Annotated in this window: 23 protein-coding genes; 8 read left to right on the top strand and 15 right to left on the bottom strand. The window is 48.4% G+C overall.

The window, feature by feature from the left end:
- Positions 1 to 49: 49 nt before the first annotated feature.
- The 7 genes from CCE92_RS16100 to CCE92_RS08430 form a co-directional block, all read right to left on the bottom strand.
- The gene (locus CCE92_RS16100; RefSeq protein WP_088007154.1) at positions 50 to 2,587 is read right to left on the bottom strand and encodes a plasmid pRiA4b ORF-3 family protein; all 2,538 of its coding nucleotides are present in this window, start codon (positions 2,585 to 2,587) and stop codon (positions 50 to 52) included.
- An 85-nt stretch (positions 2,588 to 2,672) separates the two neighbouring features.
- Positions 2,673 to 2,930 carry a Txe/YoeB family addiction module toxin gene (locus tag CCE92_RS08455; protein WP_088007083.1) on the bottom strand — a complete coding sequence of 86 codons (258 nt, stop codon included), beginning with the start codon at positions 2,928 to 2,930 and terminating at the stop codon, positions 2,673 to 2,675.
- The gene (locus tag CCE92_RS08450; protein WP_088007082.1) at positions 2,931 to 3,188 is read right to left on the bottom strand and encodes a type II toxin-antitoxin system Phd/YefM family antitoxin; all 258 of its coding nucleotides are present in this window, start codon (positions 3,186 to 3,188) and stop codon (positions 2,931 to 2,933) included.
- 120 nt (positions 3,189 to 3,308) lie between these two features.
- Positions 3,309 to 4,940 (bottom strand): AMP-binding protein, encoded by a 1,632-nt coding sequence (locus tag CCE92_RS08445; protein ID WP_206601393.1) that lies wholly within the window; start codon positions 4,938 to 4,940, stop codon positions 3,309 to 3,311.
- Positions 4,941 to 5,233: 293 nt separating this feature from the next.
- Positions 5,234 to 5,830: a class F sortase gene (locus CCE92_RS08440; RefSeq protein ID WP_241535935.1), complete on the bottom strand. Its 597-nt coding sequence runs from the start codon at positions 5,828 to 5,830 to the stop codon at positions 5,234 to 5,236.
- Positions 5,831 to 5,858: 28 nt separating this feature from the next.
- On the bottom strand, positions 5,859 to 6,653 hold the full coding sequence (locus CCE92_RS08435) for a DUF4397 domain-containing protein (protein ID WP_088007079.1): 795 nt from the start codon (positions 6,651 to 6,653) through the stop codon (positions 5,859 to 5,861).
- A gap of 206 nt (positions 6,654 to 6,859) precedes the next feature.
- Positions 6,860 to 7,489: a CPBP family intramembrane glutamic endopeptidase gene (locus tag CCE92_RS08430; RefSeq protein ID WP_088007078.1), complete on the bottom strand. Its 630-nt coding sequence runs from the start codon at positions 7,487 to 7,489 to the stop codon at positions 6,860 to 6,862.
- Between the two features lie 372 nt (positions 7,490 to 7,861).
- On the opposite strand from CCE92_RS08430, the gene CCE92_RS08425 reads away from it, so the two are divergent.
- The 3 genes from CCE92_RS08425 to CCE92_RS08420 all read left to right on the top strand — a co-directional run bounded on the left by CCE92_RS08425 (position 7,862) and on the right by CCE92_RS08420 (position 10,875).
- Entirely contained in the window at positions 7,862 to 8,482 is a 621-nt protein-coding gene (locus tag CCE92_RS08425) for a hypothetical protein (protein WP_144390994.1), read from the top strand.
- Positions 8,483 to 8,705: 223 nt separating this feature from the next.
- Entirely contained in the window at positions 8,706 to 8,816 is a 111-nt protein-coding gene (locus tag CCE92_RS16200) for a putative holin-like toxin (RefSeq protein WP_241535934.1), read from the top strand.
- A 640-nt stretch (positions 8,817 to 9,456) separates the two neighbouring features.
- Entirely contained in the window at positions 9,457 to 10,875 is a 1,419-nt protein-coding gene (locus CCE92_RS08420; protein ID WP_088007076.1) for a purine-cytosine permease family protein, read from the top strand.
- 162 nt (positions 10,876 to 11,037) lie between these two features.
- Here the strand turns inward: CCE92_RS08420 and CCE92_RS08415 are convergent, their stop codons facing one another.
- A complete protein-coding gene (locus CCE92_RS08415) occupies positions 11,038 to 11,256 on the bottom strand; it encodes a type II toxin-antitoxin system HicB family antitoxin (protein ID WP_088007075.1) in 219 nt (72 codons plus the stop codon).
- Entirely contained in the window at positions 11,253 to 11,483 is a 231-nt protein-coding gene (locus CCE92_RS08410; RefSeq protein ID WP_241535930.1) for a type II toxin-antitoxin system HicA family toxin, read from the bottom strand. The genes CCE92_RS08415 and CCE92_RS08410 overlap by 4 nt, the downstream gene beginning before the upstream one ends.
- Positions 11,484 to 11,940: 457 nt before the next feature.
- On the opposite strand from CCE92_RS08410, the gene CCE92_RS08405 reads away from it, so the two are divergent.
- On the top strand, positions 11,941 to 12,888 hold the full coding sequence (locus CCE92_RS08405) for an Abi family protein (RefSeq protein WP_162287843.1): 948 nt from the start codon (positions 11,941 to 11,943) through the stop codon (positions 12,886 to 12,888).
- Between the two features lie 328 nt (positions 12,889 to 13,216).
- Here CCE92_RS08405 and CCE92_RS08400 read toward each other — a convergent pair whose 3' ends face one another.
- The 3 genes from CCE92_RS08400 to CCE92_RS08390 form a co-directional block, all read right to left on the bottom strand.
- A complete protein-coding gene (locus tag CCE92_RS08400; protein ID WP_088007152.1) occupies positions 13,217 to 13,795 on the bottom strand; it encodes a DUF7713 domain-containing protein in 579 nt (192 codons plus the stop codon).
- 197 nt (positions 13,796 to 13,992) lie between these two features.
- Positions 13,993 to 14,418 carry a VanZ family protein gene (locus CCE92_RS08395; RefSeq protein WP_088007073.1) on the bottom strand — a complete coding sequence of 142 codons (426 nt, stop codon included), beginning with the start codon at positions 14,416 to 14,418 and terminating at the stop codon, positions 13,993 to 13,995.
- 367 nt (positions 14,419 to 14,785) lie between these two features.
- Positions 14,786 to 15,295, bottom strand: a complete 510-nt coding sequence (locus CCE92_RS08390) for a YfiT family bacillithiol transferase (RefSeq protein WP_088007072.1) — start codon at positions 15,293 to 15,295, stop codon at positions 14,786 to 14,788.
- Positions 15,296 to 15,515: 220 nt separating this feature from the next.
- Between CCE92_RS08390 and CCE92_RS08385 the strand changes: the two genes are divergently transcribed.
- On the top strand, positions 15,516 to 15,791 hold the full coding sequence (locus tag CCE92_RS08385) for a DUF4160 domain-containing protein (protein ID WP_144390993.1): 276 nt from the start codon (positions 15,516 to 15,518) through the stop codon (positions 15,789 to 15,791).
- A gap of 1 nt (position 15,792) precedes the next feature.
- Positions 15,793 to 16,098: a DUF2442 domain-containing protein gene (locus CCE92_RS08380; RefSeq protein WP_088007070.1), complete on the top strand. Its 306-nt coding sequence runs from the start codon at positions 15,793 to 15,795 to the stop codon at positions 16,096 to 16,098.
- Between the two features lie 1,202 nt (positions 16,099 to 17,300).
- Here the strand turns inward: CCE92_RS08380 and CCE92_RS08375 are convergent.
- Entirely contained in the window at positions 17,301 to 17,867 is a 567-nt protein-coding gene (locus CCE92_RS08375) for a DUF7686 domain-containing protein (RefSeq protein ID WP_088007069.1), read from the bottom strand.
- A gap of 213 nt (positions 17,868 to 18,080) precedes the next feature.
- Between CCE92_RS08375 and CCE92_RS08370 the strand changes: the two genes are divergently transcribed.
- Positions 18,081 to 19,619 (top strand): YifB family Mg chelatase-like AAA ATPase, encoded by a 1,539-nt coding sequence (locus CCE92_RS08370; RefSeq protein WP_338152468.1) that lies wholly within the window; start codon positions 18,081 to 18,083, stop codon positions 19,617 to 19,619.
- Complete coding sequence (locus tag CCE92_RS08365) at positions 19,616 to 20,230, top strand: transposase (RefSeq protein WP_241535929.1); 615 nt, start codon at positions 19,616 to 19,618, stop codon at positions 20,228 to 20,230. The genes CCE92_RS08370 and CCE92_RS08365 overlap by 4 nt, the downstream gene beginning before the upstream one ends.
- Before the next feature lie 415 nt (positions 20,231 to 20,645).
- Here the strand turns inward: CCE92_RS08365 and CCE92_RS08355 are convergent, their stop codons facing one another.
- Complete coding sequence (locus CCE92_RS08355; protein WP_162287841.1) at positions 20,646 to 21,941, bottom strand: protein kinase domain-containing protein; 1,296 nt, start codon at positions 21,939 to 21,941, stop codon at positions 20,646 to 20,648.
- Positions 21,931 to 25,902, bottom strand: a complete 3,972-nt coding sequence (locus CCE92_RS08350) for a hypothetical protein (protein WP_088007065.1) — start codon at positions 25,900 to 25,902, stop codon at positions 21,931 to 21,933. Before CCE92_RS08350 ends, CCE92_RS08355 begins: the two co-directional genes overlap by 11 nt.
- Between the last annotated feature and the right edge of the window lie 6 nt (positions 25,903 to 25,908).

Genomic DNA, 25,908 nt, shown 5'->3' with positions numbered 1-25,908 from the left:
AGGAACCGAAAAAACGCCCCACAAAAAAAGGGACGCAGGCCCCCAGCGCCTACATCCCCCGCTCCATCATCGCTTTCAGCTCTTCCATTTCCCGGAGCCGCCGCTTCACCGTCAGCCGGATTCCCAGCCGATCCGCCAGCACCCTGATCAGCCCCGCCGTTTCCTTCGTCACCGCCAGTTCCTTCGGCAGCTCGCCGCGTTCCGAGATAAAATCCATCAGGCCCTGCTGCGCGATTTCCGCGGGGTCTTTCCCGCCATCGACATGCTGGTGAATGATCATCCCGCTCGACTGTTCCATCGCGACCGTCATGAATGGAAAATACGGGCGGCTGTCGGGTTCAGTCTGCACCGGGCTGTTGATATAAAACGCACCGAAGTCCGCCTTCCCGACGCCCGGCGTCATCTTCTTCAGCCGCGCGGCGTCCGTTTCCGCAATCATCAAAGTCGCCGCTTTTTCCTGGCCTTTCCGCACCAGCGCGTCGATCGTGAAGCGACCGTCGTGCCAGGCACTGGCGTCATCCTTCCGCCGGCCGAAAAACGGCCCGCGGCTGCCGGATGGGAGGATCAGCCCGTCCCGCACTTTCTTCAGGACCACTTTCGTCTGGCCGATCACGTCGATCAGGAGCTGCGCTTCCGCTTCGTCGATCAGCCACGGATAAAACCCCGGCGCCATGCTGCGGAACATCGGCCAGCACTTCTTTCCGCGGAACGTGAACCCATGGTCCTTCAAAAGCTGGATGTCCTCGTCCTCGAGTTCCCCCCGGTCGGAAAACGAAGCGAGTACGCTCCGCTGGCCGTAGACCAGTTCCTCAAACGAAGCCGAACCGGTCATCGTCTTGACGAGGCTCTCATAACCGGCGTCCCCGATATAAACGGCAAGGCCGAACTCCTGCCCTGCAGCGCCGAGGACCGACACGAACACCGGCGTTCCGTCCGCCGGGTCTTCCAGCGCGAACACTTGATCATCGTATATCCATTTCCACGGCTCGAGCTCCCGGAGCTCCTTCATTTCAGCGATCAGCCGCTGCCACACATCCCCATCTGGCGCTTTTTCTGTCCGCTCCTTCACTCCCGTCGGCAGTTCCCGCCGCAGCGGTTCCAGCCGTTCGTTGACTTCGTCCTTTATTTCCGCAGGGGCCAAGTCTTCTTCGTCCGGCTCCAGTCCATACTCGCCCGGCGCTTCCCGGACCGCCTTCACACAGTACGGATACCGCTTGCCCGGCTCCGCCGGCAGCCGCTTCTCGAGAACGATTTCATGTTCCCAGTCGGCAACGAAATCGTACGTGTACACCGCCCGATCTTTCACGGCATGGAACCAGTCCCCCAGCCGCTCCTCCGTTTCATCCATCTTCATCATCGACAGCGGAAACGCTTCCTCTGTATCCGCCCGGCCGATCAACAGGTTCTGTCCGACCCTGCCTTCAATACGCGTCAGCCGGAAATCATGCAGATGATCATCGTCCCACTCGAACGCCGCCTGCAGCACATCGTGGAACTCCGCGAAAGTCATTTGGCTGTCCGCCTGAATCCGGCGCCACACCGGCGGACTCGTCCCCACCAGCCGGACCTTGAACTGCAGGATCCGCTCCGTCTCCGGCACGTCCCAACCTTCTTCCTCGTCAGCCATGAAATCCTCCGACTCATCGGCAATAAAATCGAGCGTCACATCCCGATACTTCAGCATCGTCCCCACAGATACGCCGAATGCGGTCGCCAGTTCCTTCTGCGGCAGCGGATCCGGCACGATTCCAATGTCCATCGCCGCCTGGACGATCCCTGCGGCGACCGCTTCCGGCTTCCGGGCGTTCAGCTCCACTCGGTGCAGCAGCATCTCCGCAAATACGGCGAGGGCCCGCGAATCCGGATGCGCCGCCGAATAGCGCTCCACCGTACGCAGCACCTTCTGTCCGAACGGCGTCAGTTCCGCATCCTCCTCTTCCGTGCCCAACCGGATCAGCAGCTTCAACAGCGCCAGCAGATCGCCCAAAGGTATCAGCGTCTTCAGCCCTTCGATAACCGGTTCCGGCATGTCTCCTTTCAGCACGAGGGTCCCGTGCCAAAACATGATCGCATCTTCCCCCGCCGCTCTGTACGGAAAAGCGGTGCCGAGGAACCAATTCCCGGCGTGGTCGGGGTCGCTGCCCGCCACCTCATAAACTGCCCCGCTTATCGCATCTTTTGCGACCAATCGGCCATCTTCCGACAACTCCGCTTTCGCCAGCAGCAAAAACGGGTGCCGCCACCCCTCGATCACATCCGCCACCTTGCCGCGCGGATACTTTTTCAGCTGCCTGTCGAGGTGAGCCCGCCAATCCTCGGGATGATCGAGGAACACATATGTCTCATACGCCGCTTCCTGGATGAAATCCTCATGGAAATAGCCGTTCAGCTCATCCGACCACTGGCTGATTCGTTCTTCAATCCCCTTCCGCGTCTCCGGCCGGAGCCCTTTATCCAGAAATTCGTTATTGATTTCCCGCAGATCTTCCTGGATCGACATCGACAGCCCCGCCTCCTGCTCCCGTCCGCAGCACTTCTTGTACTTCTTCCCGCTTCCGCACGGGCACGGGTCGTTCCGTCCTGGCATCGGAGTCCGCCTCCTCGTGAAATTTTCTGTCCCTGTGATCGGCACAATTCTGAATCGTTTCCGGCACAGGGTCACAAAAAATCATCTATTTGTAATGATACTTACATTGCAATATGTACACATTCTTTTCGTCAATTCGGTAGACCAGCCGGTCAGTTTCATTAATCCTTCTAGACCAATAGCCTGCCAAATCAAAGCGCAACGGTTCCGGCTTGCCAATGCCTTCATACCCGTTGCGCTGAATATCTTGAATCAGCAGATTAATACGCTTCAGCACCTTTTTGTCTTCTCTCTGCCAAGAAACATATTCTGCCCAGGCCTGTTCAGTAAAGATGATGTTCATTTAATCCGTCTCCATAAGGCTCCGGGACACAGTCAATCCGTCTTCCAACTGCCTTTTCGAATCCAGCAGACGCGTGCGATTCGCTTCGTTTCCGAGCAAATGAACACTTTCCATCAAGTTATCATATTCATCAGCGGAAATTATCACCACATTCTTGCCATTTTTACGTGTGACGACCAAAGTCTCGTAATCATCCGTCACTTGATCTAAGTAATCCTTCAAATGGGTTCGAAGCGCGGAATAATTAATCGCTTCCATCGGCTATCCCTCAATTCGTTTTGTTGTACATTATATTGTACAATACCGAGAGGCTGCACGCAATTTCCCGGTCCCTGTTCTCGATACACGTCTGAATCGCCCCGGCACAACACAAAACCCTTACCCTTTCCGCAGCTGGAACCGCTGGATCTTCCCGCTCGGCGTTTTCGGCAGCACGTCGACGAACTCGATCTCCCGCGGATACTCGTGGGCGGAAAGGTTCCCTTTCACGAACCGGCTCAATTCCTGCGCCAGCGCGTCACCCGGCTCATAGCCCGGCTTCAGGACGACGAACGCTTTCACAATCTCCCCGCGTTGCTCATCCGGCACCCCGATCACCGCCGCTTCCGCGACCGCATCGTGGCCCATCAGCGCGCTTTCGACTTCGAACGGCCCGATCCGGTAGCCCGCGCTCGAAATGATGTCGTCAGACCGTCCGGAAAAATAAATAAAGTCATCCGCGTCCCGGCTGGCGGCATCCCCGGTCAAATAATAGCGTTTCCCGCCGACGAACCGCTCCCGTGTCCGCTCCTCATCCCGATAATAGCCGCGGAACCAGAACAGCGGCGAGTTCTCGGTATCCAGCGCGAGCTGCCCTTCTTCCTCCGCCGGCAATTCACTGCCCGCTTCATCCACAATGACCGCCCGGAAACCGGGCATCGCCTGCCCCATCGAACCGGAACGGAGCGGACGCTGGAGTTCCGGGGCGTGGTGGTTGTTCACGACCATCCCCTGCTCTGTCTGTCCGTAATGGTCATAGATCGGCACGCCGAGCTTCTCTTCCGCCCACTTGCTGACATCCGGATTCAGCGGTTCTCCGGCGCTGGACAAGACGCGCAGCTTCAGCTTATCGCCGAGCCCCTCCGGCACACCCTCAGCGCGCATCGCCCGGTAGACGGTCGGTGCCGCCGCGTAATTCGTGACCCCGTACGTCTTCAGCACGCGGTACGCTTCCTCCACACTGAACTTCGCATTGACCATGATGAACGTCTGACCAAGCAGCATCGGGCCGACGAGCGCATAGTACAATCCATACGCCCAGCCGGGGTCTGCGATGTTCCAATACATGTCACCAGGCTGCAGATCGAGCCCGAAACGCATGTAGCCCTCGAACGCCGCCAGTGCGCGGATCGGAACTTCCACCCCTTTCGGATGCCCTGTCGTCCCGGATGTATACAATAAAATAAACAAATCATCGCCCGTGACTTCCGCGTTTTCCGGAATCGGCTCCGCCTCGTGGAGCGCTTCCCAGAAATCGGTGTCATCCGGCCGGTCCTCTCCTTCAGCAGTACCCGTCACCGTGATGACCGGGAATGCCGAAGTGCCATTCCCGAGCTCCGCTCCGTCCAGCTTTCCGCGGTTCTCCGTATCCGTGACGATCACTCCGGCGCCGCTGTTCTTCACGCGGTAGGAAATCGCCTGCGGGCCGAACGCCGTGAATAAGGGCACATGGACGGCGCCGAGCCGCCAGATGGCCAGCACCGAAACGAGCAGTTCCGGCCCTTTCGGCAGCAGCACCGCGACACGCTCGCCTTTTTCGACCCCCTGATTCCGGAGCACCGCCGCGAACCGCTCCGACAAATCCCGCAGTTCACCGTATGTATACGTCCGCTTTTCCCCCGCTCCGTTTTCATAGACCAGTGCCCATTTCTCCCGATCGTGCCGGTCACAAAGCAAATAAGCGACCGAAGGAACCGGACGGTCGTACGCGCTGATCAGCTGATCCACCTGTTTTGTCAGTTTCTCCTGCATCCTCTTCACCTCTCGTGTTTTAATTGACTTTTTAGAAAGCATTGACAATTATCATTATAACGCAGAAATTTTTGGCGCGCTTTCTCTGGTTCTGCCCCTCCCGATTTTCCTGAGTATTTTCCGTGCCTGTGTCGGATCCGACTATGAATCGTTTCCAGCACAGGACACAAATAAAAACGCAAAAAACAGCCCCACCCACCGGTGAGGCTGCTTCCATCCGCATACTGACAACCTAATCTTTTCACCACCGACCGCAAACCCGACTGGCCTCCTGCTTATAATAAACCATCATCCTACTCCGCTTTGCTCACTTCTTCACTGAAGCCCGCATACACGATCAGCCGCTCTTCCCGCGTCCCGAGCGATTCGCTGTAGCTCCCCGAACAGGTGATGAGGACGAGTTCAGGCGAAGAGCGATAGCCGAACACGGCCTTGACATCGATGTCATCCAGTGCTGTCGACTCCATCGCTTCCACCCGGAAGACGAGATTTTTGTCCGCGCCTTCGACGATGATTTCGTCACCCGCTTTCAGTTCCGGCAAGTCCCAGAACACCGCCGGCCCATTCGGACCGTCGACGTGTCCGGCGATGACCGCCCGGCCGTTTTGTCCCGGCCGGTAACCCGGTGCGAACCAGCTGACGTCGGCGATATTGCCAGGTACCGCCATGGCGCCGCTTTCGGTCGTGCCGAGATGCAGCACGTCCGCTTCGACGCCGATTGCGGGAATCCGCAGCACCAGCGGCTCAATGCCGGGACGGGTCAGGCCATTGATCGGATTTTCTGCCGATTGCGCCTTCAGGAGGGGTTCGGCTGCCGGCACTTCTGCGGTGAATCCGATCTCCTCCGTCCGCTCGCTGACTTCATCGGCTCCTTCCTGACAGCCGGCCAATAAAAGAACCGCTGCCAATATGAGGATTTTATTCTTGAAACCGCCGTCTCAGCATGACACCACCGCCCGCCATCACAGCAAGCGCAGCCAGCGCCATCACCCAGAGGCCTTGCGACTGGTCAGGCTGGCCGAGACCGGTCACCGGCATTTCACCCGGCGCCGGCGCTCCTTCATAATCCACGAGCGCAGTCACTTCCAGGGCATCCGCTGAATTGATCGCGTACACGCTGTAGACGGTGTTCGCTTTCAGCTCCGTGTTTTCCAGCGGCAGGACTTGCGTACCGTCCGGCAGCCGGATCTCCAAATCATATGTTCCTGGGTCCACTTCGATATATTCCGTGACCGTCGGGAATTCAACGCCGGTGAACAAAGCGTCGCCGCCAATGATCCCCACATCCACTGCCGGTGCGTCCGGTGACAAATGCCCGACCCGGATCTTCGCTTTGCCATCCGTCACTTCCGTCGATTCCGGCGCAACGACGAATTCAAGCGATTCCAGGAAATTGGCTGCCGCCACTGTGTACTCCTGACCGGATTCCACAGTCAGGTCCGTTGCCAGCACGGCTTCCTCCGGCACATACTCACTGCCTGCCGCAAACACTTCCACCGTATACGTTCCAGCCGGTAATCCTAAATCGTCCGTGGCTTCCTTGAACGGTAATTCCTGGACCACCAATTCCCCATCCACATAAACATCGACCGCGGGTGCATCCGGTGACGCGTGGAGAATCCGGACGGATGCATGTTCTTCTGCAGCAACACTGGTGAACATCATCATGACGAGGGCAAAGGCAACTGAGAGTGAGGCGACCGCTTTGTTCACATTCCCAACTCCTCTTTCAGTTTTGTATGGTGCCTTATCCTTTACCTCTTTTCATTACAAAAAATTCGCTTTTTTAATAAAAAATTTAAATTTTTAAACTATTTTTCTTTTTGTGTCATTCCTATATCTTTCGCGTCAGTTTTTCGCTGCTAGACTGGGAGCCATCGATAATTCGCAAAACCTTTCCAACACCGCCGCATGAGCACTTACTTCACGATAAACCAATACACGAACAGGATTCCCAGATCCGCCAGCCCGTGGCCGATGATCGTGGGGGTGATGGAGCCGGTTTTCTCCCGAAGGATTCCCCAGAACAGGCCGGCCAGCAGCACCGGCAGCACCGCGAGCAGACTGAACCCGCCCGTGAACAGTTCGTTGACGGTCAGCAGATGATACAGCGCATAGAAAACCGCCGTGATCCAAATCGCCGCCACCTTCCCGCGCGGGCGCAGCCGGTCATACACATATCCCCGCCAGTAGATCTCTTCCAGCACCGGATTGACGAGCAGAAAGACCAGCACGAGCCATCCTTCTCCTGGCCCCGAAAATCCCCACTCGACCAGCAGCACCCGGAGCTTCCCGATATCCAGCAAATAGATGTGCAGAAACCTCATCCCCACAAAAATGAAAAGGAAAAATAGAAGCCCGCTCCCGATTCCCCACATCACATCCCGTTTGCCTGATTTGAACCGCTCCGCCGGGAACGCCCGTTCCAAAAGCGGAACGCCGAGCAGCCAGCCGTAGAACAGCAAAAACGTGATCGGCACATTGCCGATGAGCGTCAAGCCGATGAACATGATCACTGTCGGGCCGATCAGACGAATCGCTGTTTTCATGCCGTCTCCCCCTCTGCCATTCAATGTCCTCCTTCTGTTGAGAATAAAACCGGTTTTCAGTCCGCGACACTGTCGCTTCTGCCGACGTGGCCAGGAATCGGTCACTCACTCTGTACAGCGATTCCTTTCCGGCAATTCCCATTTCCTGCTGTTATTAGTGTAAACTCCCCTCCTGTTTTTGAACATGAAGCTGGACCGTTTTTATTTTTTAAATTTTCATTCTTTTTAATGCGATTTTGCCGGGTGTGTGGTATATTGGGAGTAATGGAAAATGGAAATTCGAAGCGGACGCCCGGTTTTATTCTCCCAAACATACTGCCGGAATGTGATACATAGCTCTGCAAGGAGCTGACTAAAATGGGAGGCGAAGACATGAAAACGCTGCGTCTGCTTGCAGTGTTCGGGCTCATCGGAGGCGCTGTGCAGCTGCTGTTGCCTGTCTGGTATCTGTTGCTCGGGGAATCGGAAAGTACGGCTTTGATGATCAGCGGCGGTTCAGTGGATTTGGTCAGCATGATTTTCATCCTGGTCGGACTGGTGGCGCTTAACAGCAGCCGGGAAAATCCCGGCATGAACTGGACAATCAGCTTCATTGTCGCTTTTGTGGGGACCGCTCTTTTCACATCCGTAAAATTCATCCATGCGTTCGTGGAACCAGTGCTCATGGCTGAAGTGCCGGAAATTCTGGAGGCAGCGCCGCCGTCACCGCTCGCGGAAGGCATGTTCATCTCGTTTGCGGTATTCGCGCTCGGCTGGCTCTACTTCGGGGCTTCCTCCATCCCGGGGCGGAAAATCCCGGTCGCTGCGGCCATCCTCGTCATGGTCGCTCCGTTCCTCGATTTTGTGCCGGTCGTCGGATATGCCGCGCCGGCTGTATGGGGGCTCGGGATCATCTGGTTCAGCCTGCACGTCATGAACTCGGTTTCAGATAAGAGCTTCCGGCCGGACCTCACCATGCCGCCGACATTCGGAGAGACGCCGAAACATGTGTAATGGCAGAGAAAAAAGAGAAGGAACAGCCAAACGGCTGCTCCTTCTCTTTTTTGCTGTCCCTGTGCCGGTAACGATTCCGGATGGTCTACAAAACAAGGACCGAAAATACAATCAAGTTATTTCTCGAGTGTTAGGCACGTTCGTTTATGCTAAACTTAGAAATGCAGTTACATAGAGCGGATGGGCGGTTGGCACTCCCTTAAAAAGGGGGGTGTTTATATATATGGTGACATACGATGCGATGAATATGCTGTTTCAGTTCGGCATATTCCTAACTTCGACGCTGACAGTTGTAGTGGCAGTCATCGCATTTGCCATCAAACAAAAAAAGTAACCGCCCTCTCCCCGCCAGGATTGTAGGTGGTTACTCTTTACGATGAAACATCTTCAACTCGGCCAGCCGCTCATTTGCGGTGTGTACTGCAATACCGGGTGTTAACGCACCCGGTTTTTCTATACCCTATATGTTACCATAACATGTCTAAAGTATATAGTTTATTCATTAAACTTCTCGCCGCTTGTCTACCACTCTTTACTTTGATATGTTCCTCTTTTGGCAGAGATGATTGTGGCTATTTTTCTTTCCCCCCAAAAGCAGTCGCGCTACACAAAACGCCTTCACGGCAAATCCGTATAGAGGAGACTGTATCATCTCTTACTTGTATTTCCTTGGACATGGCGCAATAAACCGACCCGCTTCATCCATCGTTTTTTTCAGCATCTTTGACAGCAACATTGCCGCACGGTCTCCCGCACAAAACCGCCAAAAATCCTGCCCTCCCCACAAAAATTCGCCTCCCGAAATACAGGGACTCGAAATATATGCTACACTGATATAGCAAGTGTTTTTCTCTGTCAGCCTCCGCGGCTGGCAGATGACAGCCACCTGCTTTTTTATTTCTGCCTGCCGCCAGCAGGCCTTTGCCGAGACCGGCGGAGCCAGGCAAATCTGTAAAAAGAAAGAAGAGGATAAGATGAGATCTGAGATTACGGCAGATCGCGAGTTACGGGAACAGGATTACAACCCAGCAGAAGAACCGACTAAGGATTATTCACTCGATCGCGTCCCGCGGGAAGAGCGGAACATGGGCTGGCTGAGCATCACGAACATCACGTTCGGCATCGCCACCGCCATTTTTTATTTCCAGATGGGCAGTGTCATGGCTCTCCAGTTCGGCGCACCGAACGCCCTCATTTCAGCCGCCTACGCCATCGTGGTCGCCGGCGTCCTCGGCTCCATCATCGTCTACTTGTCCGCCAAGTCGGGCATGAACGTCAACTTACTGTCACGCGGCGGGTTCGGGTACATCGGCGCCTCGCTGACCTCCTTGATCTACGCATCCAACTTCATCATGTATTGCGCTTTCGAAGGCATGATCCTGGTATCCGCCATCCATGCCTACTTCCCCATCATCCCCTTATGGGTCCTGATCATCGTCTTCGGCACGCTCGTCATTCCGCTGAACTGGTTCGGCATCCAGCAGCTGGATAAGCTCCAAAAGTGGTCGCTGCCGATCTTCGGCATCTTCCTGATCGCGGCGATCGTAGCCGCCTTCAACCGGACGTCCCTGTACGAAGGCAGTTTCTGGACGTATATGCCGGAAGGCGTCCAAATCGGCGGCACCGCGTTGCTGCTGTGCATCGGCATGCAGCACGGCATCATGGGCCTGACTGCACTGATCGCGTCCGACTACGCGCGGTTCCTGAAGCCGAAGGACTTGAAAATCGGCTCCATCGCCATCGGGTTCATTCCGCAGATCTTCTGTTTCGGCGTCATGGGCGGTCTCGGCATCTGGTTCGGCGTCACGCTCGGCGAGTCGAATCCCGGCGTCTACATCGTCGTGCTGCTCGGCCTCGGCGGTGTCCTGTTCACGACGCTGACGCAAGTCCGCATCAACATCACGAACATCTACAGCAGCTCGCTGTCCCTGTCGAGCTTTTTTGAGAACATGTTCCGCTTCACCCCGGGCCGGCGCTTTTGGGTCGTCGTCGCCGGTGTCGCCGCGATGGCACTGATGCCCGGCGGCATCATCGACCACCTCGGCACGGCGATGACCTTCCAAGGCGTGGCGCTCATGACGTGGGCATCGATCCTCGTGACGGATGCCCTCATCGTCAAGAAGTGGCTGAAGATCGGCCCCGGCTACTACGAAGCCGACCAGTCGAACTTGTTCAAATGGAATCCGGTCGGCGTCGTATCCCTGCTCGTGCCGACCGCCATCGGCACCGTGGCCGCGCTCGGCTTCATGGGGACCTTCCTCCAAAGCACCGCCGCCTTTTTCGCCGCGCTCCTCGCCGCTGCAATGACGGTGGGACTCGCAGTGCTGACAAAAGGCCGCTACTACCAAAAAGAACAAGCGAAGGACATTCCGGCAGAAGACTACATCGCCTGAGGATGGAATAAAACATGGAGACAGCCCCGGGATAGTAACGGGGCTGTTTTTGGGGTTGCGATGCTGTGTTAAATGCAGTTATGACCCTCTCATTTTTTCAGTAAATACACAAAAGCCGTCCTCAAAGCCAGCTAATTCCACTGAGGACGACTTCATTAAAATTCAATTATGGTAGCGGAGACATAACTTATTCACGCCTTCTCCTTCACAAAACTCTAAGTAATCATCCACTGAATCATGGAAAGCTTCGGTCAGCTGTGAAATGTTCTCGCCCTGAAAAGTGACAACGTCTCTTATATCGATAACTTCGCCATAGAGAGTATTCGCTTCCAAGTCAATTTCCACTTTTCCTGTATATCCCTTATACCTTAAGAGAGTCATTTCACTACCTCCGCTTCTTCTAAGAATCTTCTCATGGATTTAACGGCGCCTTTGTTTGTTGCTTTTTCTGGATGCGGTCGATGGAACACCGCTTTGACCCCATTCAGACTTACTCGGACCCGAGATCCTCTTCCTTCAGAAATTTCTCCACCTAAGCTCCGGAAAAGCGATTCGATATCTGCCCATAAAATATCCGATTTTACTGGATCTTCAAGTGTTTTATCCAATGTCCTTTTCTGCTTGTCATTCAGTGATATCAATTTATAGTACTACTTTGTTCCTCTTTAGTGAAGTTGTCAAACCCTTTCACGGGTGCCTAGTAAATTAATTATTTCTGCCCAAGGATGCAATTTCAGAACGGCTGGATATCAAAGTGTTTTACCTTCAATCGGTTTCGTGTATAAGAACCCAACCATAAACCGCATCTGTTTTAACACAAGCATAAGTTAAATTCAATGTTTACATATGTAGCCTCTTGGGTAATTATTTTATATATAATGGATGATCGCGCTCTGGTTACCTTAGGGTCCAGAGCCTTTTTACTGTTTGACACTCGGTGATACGAGTGCTATGATAATTGTACCGATCGCGCTCTGGTTACCTTAGGGTCCAGAGCCTTTTCTATTTATCCGCTCTTTTCATAATGAACAGAAGAACAGTGGATGGACCTGGAGGTTTACTTCCTTGGATAAAACATTCAAAACGCTTGATGAACAAGTAAGTATTCTGCGCCATCGTGGCCTTCGAATATCTGAAGAATCCAAGCAGGTTCTTCAGAAAGAGAATTATTACAGCTTGGTAAACGGCTACAAAGAGCTATTTATTCAAACACCGGCCACTTCTTCAACAGAAGAGCAATATAAAGACGGAGCATCTTTTGAAGAAATTAAAGCACTTTATGATTTCGACTTCGAACTTAGAATGCTGCTGTTAAGAAGAATTTTAAGAATTGAAAACAACATTAAAAGTTCCATCGCTTACACTTTCTCTGAACAGCATGGACATGATAACTACTTAAAAATTGAAAATTTCGACACGGAAGTTAAGAAGAATAAGGTTAACCGCCTAAAAAACATTATCCAGTTGCTTCAAGGAATTCAGGGCGAAATTGCTAAAAATATAACTAAGCATAACTCGATCAAACATTATATGACTGAATATGGTTATGTGCCGCTCTGGGTATTAGTCAATGTATTAAGCTTGGGAACCATTAGCAAATTCTTTAATCTAATGAAACAAAGAGACCGGCAAATGGTAGGGAAAAGTTTCCAAATTCAAGAAACAGATTTTGGTAACATGATTGGTTTTCTTACATTAATAAGAAATAAATGTGCTCACGATGAACGACTATTCGATTTTAGCGCAAAAACTCAAATACCAACCAATACTATTCATGAATCACTAAAGATACCCATTAATTCTGGGGGACAGCCCATTAAAGGCAACCACGATATTTTCGCTGCATTTATTTGCTTGAAATTATTCTTAAGCACTGAGGATTTCACAAAGACAGCAATGGAATTAAACGATACGTTAACACTATTGACAGATAAATTAACTGTGATTTCTATTGACGAAGTTTTGGATAAAATGGGATTCCCGGAAAACTGGCTGGACATTAAAGACCTCTGAATCATGTCTCCTTCCAAAACTTAATTGTGTTTTTTTGTGCACAGACTAAAGCTGTATTCAGACCTTTATGGTTTTTGAATACGGCTTTTCTTAATTAACTTCCAGTTATCCATTCATTAGAGTCTCCCCCTATGTCAAAACACTAGCGTTTCAACACAGGCAAATGATAATTAGTGCAAAGCAAAACAGCCATCCGAGGAGATGGCTGTTTCCATTTCGATCGATTATTTTCCAACCTATCCATCCTGCCTGCGACAGAAAAGCGGCCTCAATCCGAGAATATGCTCCCCTCGGATACCATCGCTCCATTCAATACTAAAGCAGAAGTTTACCGCTTCTCTTCCCTCTCATCCGCCCACTCGATTTCCTCGAAGCGATCCATGACCTCCAGCTTGAACTGGAACCCTTCATACGACATCAGGAGTTTGCCGATTTCATCCCACGAATATGTAGTCCCATCAATAACGATAAGCGGCGCTCCTTCATTCTCATCATCATACGCAATCCTCCCTGCCATTCGGTCCGCTTTCAATATGTGATAGCATTGACCGTTCGGAAAATTTCCGGTTCGGATATACGTCTCTGCCATGCCGCGCTTCACCTTCTCGATCAACTCCAGCAGCAACTGCCCTTGGTCCTCATCCAGATCACCGGCCAGTGTGAACTCATAGCCCATGCCGCCGACTTCCCGCGCTTCCATGATGACACCGATCGGATCCAGTTTCTTCTCCACTTCGAAATCACGCAACGTCCCTTCCGAATCTCGGATGGAGATCTTCTCCGGGTAACTCTCCGCTTCAACACCAAGCTCTTCCGTCATCCAGCCGTTATAACACCGAAGACAAAGCGCTTCCGACTCCGTCTCCTTCGTCAGAATGACTTTCACTTTCTCTGAACCCCAACGCACACACCGTTCCCTCATCATTTCGCTCCCTTTCACTTCTCTTTCTTCACAATAAAACAACAATACAGCTTCCGCAAGACGGCGACGCCCCTAATCAGGATTGTGGGACAGTCCAATTCCGTTTACTATATTGAGTCACAATTTAACCTAAAATGGTGCATCTTATATTTCAACCGAAATCCTTTTCAATATATACGTCTTCAAATCTCCCACACCTTCCGCTCCTTTCTGATTCTCCCCATCTCTTCTTTCCAGATCTTCCGGCAGAGCAGGAATAGCAGAACGCCGGCCGTGTTCGCTAAAAAGTCATACGGACTGGTGCCCCGGTTGAAAAACAGCTGCAGAATTTCTGTTCCGGCGCCGAAGAACAGCGTGAACAGCACAACGCTTATGGTATTTTTTAAAACAGCCGACAGCAGACCTGCCAAGATGAAGAACATGCCGAAATGGCCGATAAGCTCAAGTTTGCTCACCGCCTGAAGCGGTTTGACGTGGAAAAGCTCCGCAAAATGCACCTCACTGGTAAACCGGAAGTTCACTTTACCTTCCAGCAGGAATGCAAAGACATCGCTTGTGCACATGCCGACAAGCATAAACACTATCCATAGGCATAACAGAATTCGCATGGTCAAGCCCCTCTTCCGTGCGGAACGCGCTCAGCTGCCTGTCCAGCGACAGGCAGGCTCCTTTCTACATATATTGACCCCCCGCTTTTTTCTAAACCCTGGAAAGCTTTTTCTGTCCTTCAATAAAAACCGGGTTCATACTCAATTAAAGACATCATCGTTTCCCTATAAAAACACACTGTTCAGCCACAGATACACGCTCACGGAATAAAACACAACAGCCGCCCTCGAAATCCATTGATTCCGTTGAGGGCGACTGCACGGCTATATAGCTATTAAACTAGTCGAATCAAGTTCGGCGACCCCGAAAGCAATCACATTCCGTTCCCCGTCATTTTCACCACAACTGTCCAAAAACCTTCTTCCGCTACTTCGACAGCGCGATTTTTATGTGGGCCAAGTGGTGCTCTTCATGCCAGGCTAACTTGGCAACTTTTGTGGCGACTGTTATCTCTCCATTTTTCTCGTGTGTAAAAGCCCGGTCCAGCTGTTCGTCAGTTAAGCTGCTTCCCAAACGGACTACCCGTTCATTTACCCCTTCCAGCATCTTCACAGAACTTTCTACCGGCAGCTCCGTATCCGTCAGAACCGCCCACTTCTCCTGATCAAAAGCCGGCACTGTCGGATTTTCATCCGTCAACGCCAATTTCAGCCGCTGATACATGTTCAGCTGGGAATCTGCAATGTGATGAACAAGCTGACGAACCGTCCAGCTGCCCTCGCGGTACGTCTTACTTAATTCCTCGTCACTTAATGAGCCGACAGTCTCCCTCAGCCGGTCGGTGTATGTGTCGATTTCCTTCAGCCATTCCCGGACATCCGCTAATCCTGCATTTTCCGGAACCTGCAATTTCCCGATCGGGAACCGTACATCCATTTCCCATCACCTTTCTTGTTTTATTTTTCAATAAACTCATTATCACATAGTTTGCTCCGTAACCCGGCACAGAACGTCTTTAAACGCACAGAAGCCGCCCCGAAATCGGCTGATTCCATTGAGGACGGTTTCATTTTAAGGCGGACTATACAGGTAATGATATAATGAAATACAAAGGAAAACATGGCGAGTATGGAAATTCCATTGCGAGGTGCTAGGATTGCCTAAAGTTTCGGAATTTGCAGGAATGAAAATTTATCACTATTATGATGATCACGATCCGCCTCATTTCCATGTGCGCGGCCAAGATAAAACCCGGATTGAAATCGCAACTGGTAACTATTTAAACGATGATCCTTCTCTTCCTAGAAGCAAAGAACGACAGTTAAAGAAGTGGCTTGATTTGCACCGTCGTGAGTTACTTGTTGCTTGGGATCAGTGCCGGGCAGGAAAAGCACCTAATGATATAGCTCCAACAACCGAAGGGAGGCAATAACATGCGAGAAATAGTACAAGCAGTTTTGCTTGATTATAATGGGTGGCTTCTTTGTGAGTTCGATAATGGGGTCAAAAAATTTGTTGATATTAAACCCTCAATGACCGGTATATTAGAGAAACTTCACGACAGAAATTTCTTTAATAAAGTATACATTGATTCAGACGCAGGTACGGTGGCTTGGCCAGGGGAAATGCATTTGGACCCTGATACTCTTTATGCAAGGGGTATAGACATCCAAGAATTAGAAAAACTTCTACAAGCGAGTCAGGAAGCAATAAATGACGACCGGCTTAAGAGAGCATAAATAAGCATCATGATAGAATACCCCTTAATTTCTGAATGGGAATTACAAAAATACTTTCAACAATCTCTTGGATTCTTGAAATTCAACTTTGCTAATTAATACATTTTGCTTTACTGCAAGAAAGATGGCGATTCTGATTTAAGAATCGCCATCTTTCTCTTCTTTTCCTCTTTTCTATAATTGTCAGCTCAGATTCAGTTTAGCTTTAAACGGAATATCCATAGAATACGATGGCTGGATGACCTTCATAGCACTACTGAACTAAAGAAATTCTTAATCTAACAAAGCTTCGAACCATCATAACCCAGCACCACCAATTTCTATTTTTAAATAATAAATTATATTTTATAGGATTCAAACAAAATCTCAATTTAATTAGTAAGTTATGCAAAAAAACCTTGTCATTCAAGGCTTTTGAACCTTTTTTAGGTTCTTGTGTTTTGTTACACAAAATCAATCTTTTTGCTTGAACTGTTATTCATCGAAATCTAAACTGGTATAAAGCAACAAAAGATAAATGGCTGCCGCTCTTAAAAATACATTGAGAGGCGGTAGTTAAAATGAAAGAATTAATTTTGTATTTGCTCGGTTCTTTATTAGCCGATATGAATTTCTATGACCTCAAAGCGGTTTGGGAAAGACTCAAAGAGTTGAAAACCTTACTGTACTTTTACATCAAGAATCGCAAGTGATGCATTGCCACGGATTACACGGTCAGCCATTTATCGCCAGCTCCTTCCCTAGAAAGGAGCTGGCGATAATTAATAAATTATGCTTTTATTGAAGAGAGAAGCAGATATGACAGTTCTGCCGATCGGCCAGTTTATCGAGCCGAAAAGCAGGACGTCATGGCCCCTTTTCTCTACTATCCCTTTTCCAAGTTACATAAAAGCTACTCAGAATGATTCCCCCTTACCGCCAACTCCTCCAGCTCTTCTCCATTGAAATGCCAACCGCCTGCACTTCCCCTTTAAGCTCCATTCCATCGTCTTCCAGCTCCCGCTTCCAGGTGTGCAGCTACAGTGGTCAATCCCCCTCTGTAGACACGATGATGATTTTCACTTTCCTTAAAAAAGCACAAAAGCAGTAGCCAGTGGCGCTTGTACCGTCTGATTACTGCTTTTCCGCTTTATCTTGAGTATGTATTATGAACTGTTTTCAACACAGTGGCATAATTTCGGACATGATTTCTCTCTCTTCTGTTACTCCTCTTCCTCCCATATCACTTCCTCGGACGGATCCAAGGTTTCAATCTTTACCGTAAAGCCCTCATAAGTCATCAGCATTCTGCCAATCTCTCCCCACCTATAGGATTCCCCATCTACGGCGAGCAGCGGAACACCCTCTTCTGACGGGTTCCATTCAATTCTTCCAGCCAGCCGGTCGTTTTGCAGTGTGGAATAGGGCTGGCCCTTGGGAAACCGCCCCTGCTTTACATACTTCTCTCTCATGCCGCGCTCAGTTTTGGCGATCAATTGCAGCAGCAGTTCCCCTTGATCTGCGCCCAGTTCGCCGTGAAGCGTGAACTGGTATCCACCCGCTGTCAGTTCTTCGGCTTCCATGATGATGCCGATCGGATCCAACCGCTTTCTCAGACGAAACCGATGGGATTTTCCTTCTCCATCCCGAAGCACCACTTCCTCGGGATAGCTTTCGGCCTCCACTCCGAGCTCTTCAGTCATTTTTCCATTGAAGCAATTCAAACAAAGGTGCTCTTCCCCAAAATGTATATACGGCTCTTCACTCTCACACACTTGGCAACTTGCCATACCGCCACCTCTTTCATTTTCCGTTTTCTTTCTTTCCTTTACAATAAATCAAGGCGTCCTGAAAAACAATTGGATTCCGAATCTGTCCCCTTGCACGGTTTAATCATGACTTCCTGCCTGTTCCCGGACAGGGCTCCATTGTTAAAAATGTTTCGACAACTCCTGCTCCTTGCCGTAAACTGAAAGAGCAGTTCACTAAATCAGAAAGAAGGGATAGCTATAGCGAATTATGTATACAGTGTCGGCATGCATGGCTTGAAAGGCCAGGTAATCAAAGTGGAGGCGACGGTCCGCGACGACAAGGAACAGTGCGTAATCATCGGACTTCCTGATGCTTCGATAAAAGAGTCGAAAGAGCGGATCCTGAACTGCCTGCATGCCTTGAATGAAGACATCGACATGAAGAAGATCACGATTCATTTGTCACCTGCGGACATACGGAAGCAAGGCACATCGTATGATGCCGCGATGCTGCTGGCCGTCCTGCAGGCCATGGCAAAAAAGCCGGCCGTCATCCCTGAGACGACTTGTGTGATCGCCGCACTGACACTCGACGGCCAGCTGACCACGTTCCACAGCATGATTCCGACGATTCACCAGGCGATTCTGCTCGGTTTCAAGAAGATCTACATCCCACCGATTGACATTTCCCTTTTTGCGAAAGCTGCGGATATCGAATTGATCCGCATGCCGGATATGCCTTCATTGCTTGCCCATCTGGAAGGCAAGCCCTCCCTGTTTACAGACGATGTCATCCTCTTACCACCTGATCCAATACCGGAAGAAACGGACAGCGTTCCGCATGCCTGCTTTTCAGCCATCCGCGGACACGAAGAAGCGAAGCGCGCACTCACGCTTGCCGCAGCAGGCGGCCATCATGTGCTCATGACCGGTCCGCCGGGCTGCGGCAAAAGTCTGCTCGCCAATGCGTTTCATACCATCCTGCCCGACATGACGCATGAGGAACTGCTGGAAGTATACAGCATTTACCAGCTTGCCAAGCAAGCCCGGAGCCTGTCCGGACGGCCGCCGTTCCGCAGTCCGCATCACTCGTCATCCGAAGGGGCGATCATCGGCGGCGGACGGCATCCAAAACCCGGCGAATTGTCGCTGGCTCATCGCGGTGTGCTGTTTCTGGATGAGCTCGGTCATTTCCCGCGCCGGGTCATCGATACGCTGCGGCAGCCGCTCGAATCCGGTTTCGCTGTCATCAACCGGGTGGAAGGCTCCGATCAGTTCCCGGCCGCGATCAATCTGATTGCGGCAACGAACCCATGTCCGTGCGGCTATTACGGATCGAGTGAACGGTACTGCACGTGCAGCGATAACGCACGGCTGAAATACATGCAGAAGATTACCGGACCGATCATCGACCGGATGGATTTTGTGCTGGGCCTGAAAAGCCAAAGCGTCCTGGCGCAATCAGCTGCCGAGACTTCCGAAGCGATACGGGAACGGGTCACATCCGCCCGCGAACGGCAGCGGGTGCGCTACGGGATGAACACGACGAATGCGATCGTGCCGGTGAAACTGTTCGAGGAACGGGCTGGCTTCACGGAAGCTCAGCGGAAGAAAGTCGCCGATATCTCCTTCCAGGAAAAACTGAGCAGCCGGGCTTCGTTAAAAATCATGCGGCTAGCCCGGACGATCGCGGATCTGGAAGGAACGGAACGGGTGACAGACCCGGCAGTCGAGGAAGCGCTGCAGTGGAAGCTCCAGGCCGGACGCGTCCACGGCGCGCTGGCGCGGTGAATGAGTTGACAAGGAAACGTGCGTTCAATCCGAATTCCTATTACCATGTCATCATGCGCGGCAACAACCGGCAGCCGATTTTCCGGACAAAAGAGGACATGTTCGAACTGCGCCGGGCTTTTCTCCATGTGCACCACCGCCATCCGTTCACGATGCTCGCTTTCTGTTTCATGACGAACCACTTTCACCTTCTGATCAAAGCGGACGGCGCGCCGCTCCATAAGATCATGGCGCTCGTCAACCGGCGCTACAGCGATTCCTATGCGAAACGGCATCACCACATCGGCCGGATCTACCAGAAACGCTTTTTTGCGAAAGAAGTGGACTCGCGCCTCGGCCTGCTCGTGGTGAGCAGCTACATCCACCGGAACCCGATCGAGACGAAAGTGCCGATGGTCGAACACTTGAAGGATTATCCGTACAGTTCCTTCCCGCTGTACTGGGACGCGGAAAAACCCGCTCCCCCGTTTCTCGATCGGGAGTTGCTGAAGGACTTGCTGCCGCCGCCTTTTGAGAAGACAAATGAAGCATATTGCCAGTACTGTCTGGCCTATAAACAAGTAGCAGAGGAAGATCCGCACGAAGAAGAGATGGAGCCGCCGGTGATGTAACACGGGCGGCTCGGTTCTTTTCTCTTTCCTTTTTTCCTTTCCGCCCCTGTGTTCCGTTCAATTATGACTACTTCTTTTTCCTGATAAAAATACAGAAGCCATCCTCGAAGCCACTTGATTTTGCTGAGGGTGGCTGCTCCTATATGCAATTGTAGTGAATAAACTGAATTGTTCCTGTCACAGGGACGCAACAATGATATAGCCGATCTCCTGCTGGAGCTTCTGCAGTTCAGCATTTGGAAACAGCTTTTGAAGCAAACCCAGAAATACGGTATTCTTTTTCGAAAGGGATACCTCTTCTTGATTTGTTTGGTCATACTTACATTCTACAAGAAGAGATTCCTTTTTGTCGTTTATTTATGGGTTTTTGTGGATAATCAACACACCTGCTGCAGGAATTCTTTTTAACTGATACTTACATTTTTTCAGTACTTTCAAGTATCACACGCTCCTCTGCATGCAGAACAATTTTCGGTGCTTTAAATTCTACTGTATTTGCCAATATGTCTAATACAGTAATTTCTTTTGGTCTTACTACTGCCTCTTGGGACGCCTGAATCTCTTGATCTGAAATATCTTCGATTTTCAGGATGTAGTATACACTTGTATCAGCTCTTGTTTCCATTGAAATTTCCCTTGGTTTTAAAATGTATACACTCCTGCTATCACTGATTTCCACACAACCAGGTATAACTGAACGCTTGCAAGTCTCAGGCGATAAATTTTCAAATTGCAGGCTCTTAAATGTATAGAGACCCGTAACCCTTTTCATAATATCCAGTATTGAACCAAATTCCGTAAATATTGACCTTTCAGGTATTAATGTTCGCCTTATAGTTTGAGCAGCAATAGATCGCTGTTCCTGCTTCAGTAATTTTTCATCCGAAATGATTTGCTCCCACTGATTGATAAAATCCATCGCTTCATCGATCATAGGTCGCTTTCCCACATCATCATCAGTTGATTCCACTAGTAGTTGGTCAATACGCTCAATTGATGCAACATCAAATTGTTCACATTTCAGTCCGAAAATTTTCTCTTTGCCATATTGTCCCTCAAAGCAATCTTCATCTTCCATTAAGATAATCCAGATCAGTTTTGCAAAAGAATATACATCTGCGGGACGAGCATCTCTTATCTCATATGCCATTCTCTGCATCTCTGGTGCAATTGTATTCCAAGGTCCTACTCGCTCATTTATTCCTGTTAAGCGGTCGTAATCTTGATGACCCACGAGTCCAAAATCACTTAACACAATTTCCTCTCTATATATCAATAAATTATCAAGCTTTATGTCCCGATGTGAATAGCCTTCGCTATGGACATGGCTAAGAATCTGCCCTATATTCTTAATAACGTTCATTTTTTCCTTTACGTTTAATTGGCGACCAAAGACGTGATCTTTTAACCGCATTCCAAAAGGCATAACAAACCAAGCAGGATTATTTCGGCGGGGCGTCCGGTGAGGTAAATAGTGATCAATGACTGGTAATAGTCCTGAATAGTGCTGGCTAAGTTGCCTCATGGTTCTAACTTCATACTGGAACCGGGTGTACTTCTTTCCAAAATCCCTAGAAGAATGCTTAAGGAATTTTGCTACTAAGGGGATATCCGAAGGTGGTTCACAAGATATTTCATACACTGTGCCGTTTCCGCCTCCACCTATCCTTTTTCCTCTCTCGAATGTTAAAGCGCTCCCTCTATAAGTCATGAGTTGCCCTCTCTCTATCCACTTCGGATTGCCTCTTATAATCATCCGATATTGCCTTTAATGTACTCGCCATGTGCGGGTATTCTACTCTCATAGCCCGAGCGTGCCTCTCGTACTCGGTAGCCAATTGATCTTCCTCTTTTCCGTTTGTTATCGTATAGATTCCACGGCTATTATTTACTCCAATAATAAATCCTCGGTGAAGGTGTTCAGAGTAATGGTTCTCGAATACTTCTCGTACAGCTTCATGAGGGAAATGTCCATCGCTACCTGTCGGTGAGTGAGCAAAAGATTCTCCGAGTTGTTGTATACCAATGGTTGTCTGCTTATTTTCATCAATTTTTTCTAAATACTTGCTGGTCCAACGCTTAAGTTCCTCTAAAGAGAGTTCATTCTCTTCGTCCACACAAGGGCAAAACTTCAATTCAAACAAGATGCTATATGCCTGTTGTGCTAGGGCTTTTTCGTTCTCAGTCAGTTCCCTCGGTTCCTCTAACTCATCTGAGGATTTAAAAGCGAAGTGGATCATTTCTGCCATGAAGACGGGATTTGTCTTTAATTCTTGTAGTAGATATTTAGGTTTTATTTCATCTTTCAAGAGATGAAAATAAGCCCACTCCAATTGGCGTATTTGTGTTTCTTGTTCTGGGGCTATACCATTCATCTCGTAAATACGTTGAAAAGCTCGTTGTACATGATACCGATCATAATTAACATTATAATCTCCAGGATTTTCTAGTATATTTGTCAACAAATCAACATGTTTAGGGAAGTCCTCGAAATAGTAGTTATCAAGCAGAACAATCGCTGCTGAGTAATTTTTGTTTTCCAATAATTTATCCCAAGTAATTAAACGTACTGTTTCATCCTCCACCTCTGTATAGGGAGAGAAGGTTTCCCAATATAACTTGGCAACCATTTGATCGCAGCTCGCTATCAATGTTAGCAATTCTTCACTCACTTCAGCTATTTTTAATAATTCAACTTTTAGTTCCAAACTATCTTCAATTTTTTTTAAGACCTCTGAAATTATTTGGAGTCCTTCTCTATCATAAATCGTTTGAATGTAAGCAAGTAAAACTTCCCCTTCGTTCTCCTCTAATAGTTCATCTACAAATACAGAATTCAGAATGTATCTATCGAGTTCACTTGCTATAATCTGACCGATTGCTCTGCGCCCATTTCGATGCTCGGCGTTTAACATCGTTAACAAATCAATAACTGTTATGTTTGGATCTGCGAATATTGCTTCGAGAGCCTCACTTCGCATTTGTCCTAAGTCTTGTCTTTCTTTACTATAATCGTGCCGCTTCTCTTTGTAAGGTGTTGGATGTATTGAAATTAGTCTGTCAGCCGTAAACAAATGCAGAAAATCGAAGAGGTTATTTTCAAAATGAATAGCACTAAATACTTCCTCTTCTATTCGAGATAGATATTCTTCTTTAACAGCCCACTCTGATTCACAGTAGAAGCGATGGCGGTGCAATAATTCGCGAACTTTTTCTTTAAACATATATTTCGATTTATCTGAGTCACAACGACCAATTGCTTTGGTTACACCAGCCACCACACCATCTGTCAGTCCCAGCTCAAAGAAACAAAATTTATTAAAAATAATTTCCCATTTACTAAGATCATCTTTAGCTTCTCGTATTGCGATTTCAGTATATGCTTTATAAGTGTCTTTAATTTCTTTCCTTTGAGTTAACTTATAATTCATTTTAAAATATCTATACTGAGGTTCATTTATCTTCATCATCACTTGTCGAGGTGTTCTATCTGGTAGTATTAGCTCCAGGAGTCCCCAACCGATTTTACTTCTCTTAACTAGATAATCTGTTATCTCTATTTTTTCAGTAACTGAAATATTAATATCATGCATCCATGCACATAGCGCATGGTGTAAAGTCGACATCGGACTGTTACTGATGGAATATTCAACTTCTCTTTCTGCTAGTAAAGCCACTATTTTTATTGCCCGTAGAGCTGTTTCTTCCAAACACATTAATTTTTCTAATGCCCATAGGATATGTGTGTAATAGTTCCTTCCCCAAAAACCATTGCTGTTTTTTTCAAACAACTGCCATATTGGAGATTCTGAATCAGATGCTTCTCGTTCCAGTGCATTCAGCACGGCTTTAGGAGAAGCTTCAGCAATCATTGGCAAAAATTCAGAAATAGCGTACCACTTCGCTTGCGAGTCGATTTGATCAAGTACTTCTATCAGCAACGCATCTACCCAATTTTGTGTTGAGTGAATATCCATGTAATTGTCTCTACCGTCCATATTAGCTAGCATGATTAAAGACCTTATCATCCCCTTTTTAATGCGCTCAGAATACTCAGATCCTTTGTTTAGGATGCTTCCCTTGTAGTGTTCTTCTACTTGTAAATGATACACCGGAGCAACATTTGTCAATGCTTCCACTACCGCCTCTTTAAAAACTGCGATCGCCTTTGGTGTTATAGATGGAAAGATTATTTCCCAAGCTTCCTCCACGTTAGCTAATTTATAAATCTTGTCCTGGTAATTTTTATGCACTAAAAGAAATGGGTCTTCCCCTCCTACCATATTACTTATCGATTGTTTATATTCCTTGTAGGATGACTGAGCTATTTCACTAAGTAGGTTTGTGTCCATTAACGAATTCGATTCTGTCCAGCTTCCAGTTAATAACGCAGGAATGAAAGATACATCAGTGTTTTCTTCCCACTTCGGGTGACCCATTTTCCCTTTGAATACCATTCTCTTAAAAGTAGTATAAAGACCATTGGATTTATCAACAATTCTATTTGCTAAAGCTAAATCTTCCACTTCGTCCTGTAGCATATTGCTCATATTGCTTAGTATTCTCTTATTTAATTCAATCGGCTGCTTGTTACCAATATAGTCTTCTTCACTATAAATAATAATATTCGTGTTATTCGGTATGGTCTCTACAACTGAAGCATGAAAATTCGGGATTAAAATCTTACCCTCACATTTACCTTTAATTGCATCCCAATTTTCCTTTTTATTAATAATATACGTATCCTGTTCACGATTCTTTACTTGGTTTTTGATAATAAAAAGGATATAAAAGGCTACTTCTTCACGAGTTTTTCCTTTTAAATAAATGACATCATTGCTAAGTTGTTGAATAAACTGTTCTTCAAACGCTTTTTCTTCATAATTAAAAAAGTTTAAACTAATCGATGGATCAGTACTTGCTTTCAACCACTGGTCAACCTCATCTATTGTTTGATACATATTTCCGTAGGAGTGCATAAATTCCACTTGCTCGTTAAGCTTTTCTATTATCTTTTCGATGCTTTTTTCACTCATTGCCCTATGAATATAATTTTTAAACAATTGAGATTCGTAAGAAACTTGATTTTCAAATGCTTTGTAGGTACTTTCTACTTCATTTAACATTTGCTCTTTGAAATTTAGAATTTCATCTGGATACACATCAATTACTCTGAAAATAATGCTATCGAGTAACTCATTCCAATAATTTTCTTTGCTAAAAGATTTTCTACGTACGTAAGCATATAAAAACTCACTTTCTCGCTCTTCATCCAACCGGCTAATTTCCTTTTGCTGTTCTTCCTCAATAGTTCTAATTAGCCGCCATTGAGCGAACAGTCTATCTCTGCTATTTAGATTCTTCAATATTACTTCCTTAACAGCGAGTCTAGACAGCAAAACTTCAGTAAATGTACATCTTTCATATACTTCAATTGCTTGATTCTCTTTTCTCTTGTTATCTAAAACACCAAATAATCTTTTTACTTGAGCTGAAACGCTCGAGCCTTGCAAGGTATATGCTGCTGATGCTGTTGCCCCTACCGTTGGATTCGCAATCATTAAAGCTGTCACTGTCGCACTTGTTAATAGCTCTACTTTACTGGTACCGTTTTCACCTTTAACGTAATTAATAATATCTTTTAGATTTAAAGAAGCATTTGCTTTTGTCATCAAAAT

It is taken from the genome of Indiicoccus explosivorum (assembly GCF_002167005.1).
Lineage (GTDB): Bacteria > Bacillota > Bacilli > Bacillales_A > Planococcaceae > Indiicoccus > Indiicoccus explosivorum.
The sequence above is the reverse complement of the archived record's forward strand: the minus strand, read 5'-3'. Positions and strand labels throughout refer to the sequence as shown.

Excerpts from the sequence above, each read along its gene's own strand:
- CCE92_RS16100 (WP_088007154.1), bottom strand. The coding sequence starts at position 2,587 with ATGCCAGGACGGAACGACCCGTGCCCGTGCGGAAGCGGGAAGAAGTAC.
- CCE92_RS08455 (WP_088007083.1), bottom strand. The coding sequence starts at position 2,930 with ATGAACATCATCTTTACTGAACAGGCCTGGGCAGAATATGTTTCTTGG.
- CCE92_RS08450 (WP_088007082.1), bottom strand. The coding sequence starts at position 3,188 with ATGGAAGCGATTAATTATTCCGCGCTTCGAACCCATTTGAAGGATTAC.
- CCE92_RS08445 (WP_206601393.1), bottom strand. The coding sequence starts at position 4,940 with ATGCAGGAGAAACTGACAAAACAGGTGGATCAGCTGATCAGCGCGTAC.
- CCE92_RS08430 (WP_088007078.1), bottom strand. The coding sequence starts at position 7,489 with ATGAAAACAGCGATTCGTCTGATCGGCCCGACAGTGATCATGTTCATC.
- CCE92_RS08425 (WP_144390994.1), top strand. The coding sequence starts at position 7,862 with ATGAAAACGCTGCGTCTGCTTGCAGTGTTCGGGCTCATCGGAGGCGCT.
- CCE92_RS16200 (WP_241535934.1), top strand. The coding sequence starts at position 8,706 with ATGGTGACATACGATGCGATGAATATGCTGTTTCAGTTCGGCATATTC.
- CCE92_RS08420 (WP_088007076.1), top strand. The coding sequence starts at position 9,457 with ATGAGATCTGAGATTACGGCAGATCGCGAGTTACGGGAACAGGATTAC.
- CCE92_RS08415 (WP_088007075.1), bottom strand. The coding sequence starts at position 11,256 with ATGACTCTCTTAAGGTATAAGGGATATACAGGAAAAGTGGAAATTGAC.
- CCE92_RS08395 (WP_088007073.1), bottom strand. The coding sequence starts at position 14,418 with ATGCGAATTCTGTTATGCCTATGGATAGTGTTTATGCTTGTCGGCATG.
- CCE92_RS08390 (WP_088007072.1), bottom strand. The coding sequence starts at position 15,295 with ATGGATGTACGGTTCCCGATCGGGAAATTGCAGGTTCCGGAAAATGCA.
- CCE92_RS08380 (WP_088007070.1), top strand. The coding sequence starts at position 15,793 with ATGCGAGAAATAGTACAAGCAGTTTTGCTTGATTATAATGGGTGGCTT.
- CCE92_RS08375 (WP_088007069.1), bottom strand. The coding sequence starts at position 17,867 with ATGGCAAGTTGCCAAGTGTGTGAGAGTGAAGAGCCGTATATACATTTT.
- CCE92_RS08355 (WP_162287841.1), bottom strand. The coding sequence starts at position 21,941 with ATGACTTATAGAGGGAGCGCTTTAACATTCGAGAGAGGAAAAAGGATA.
- CCE92_RS08350 (WP_088007065.1), bottom strand. The coding sequence starts at position 25,902 with ATGACAAAAGCAAATGCTTCTTTAAATCTAAAAGATATTATTAATTAC.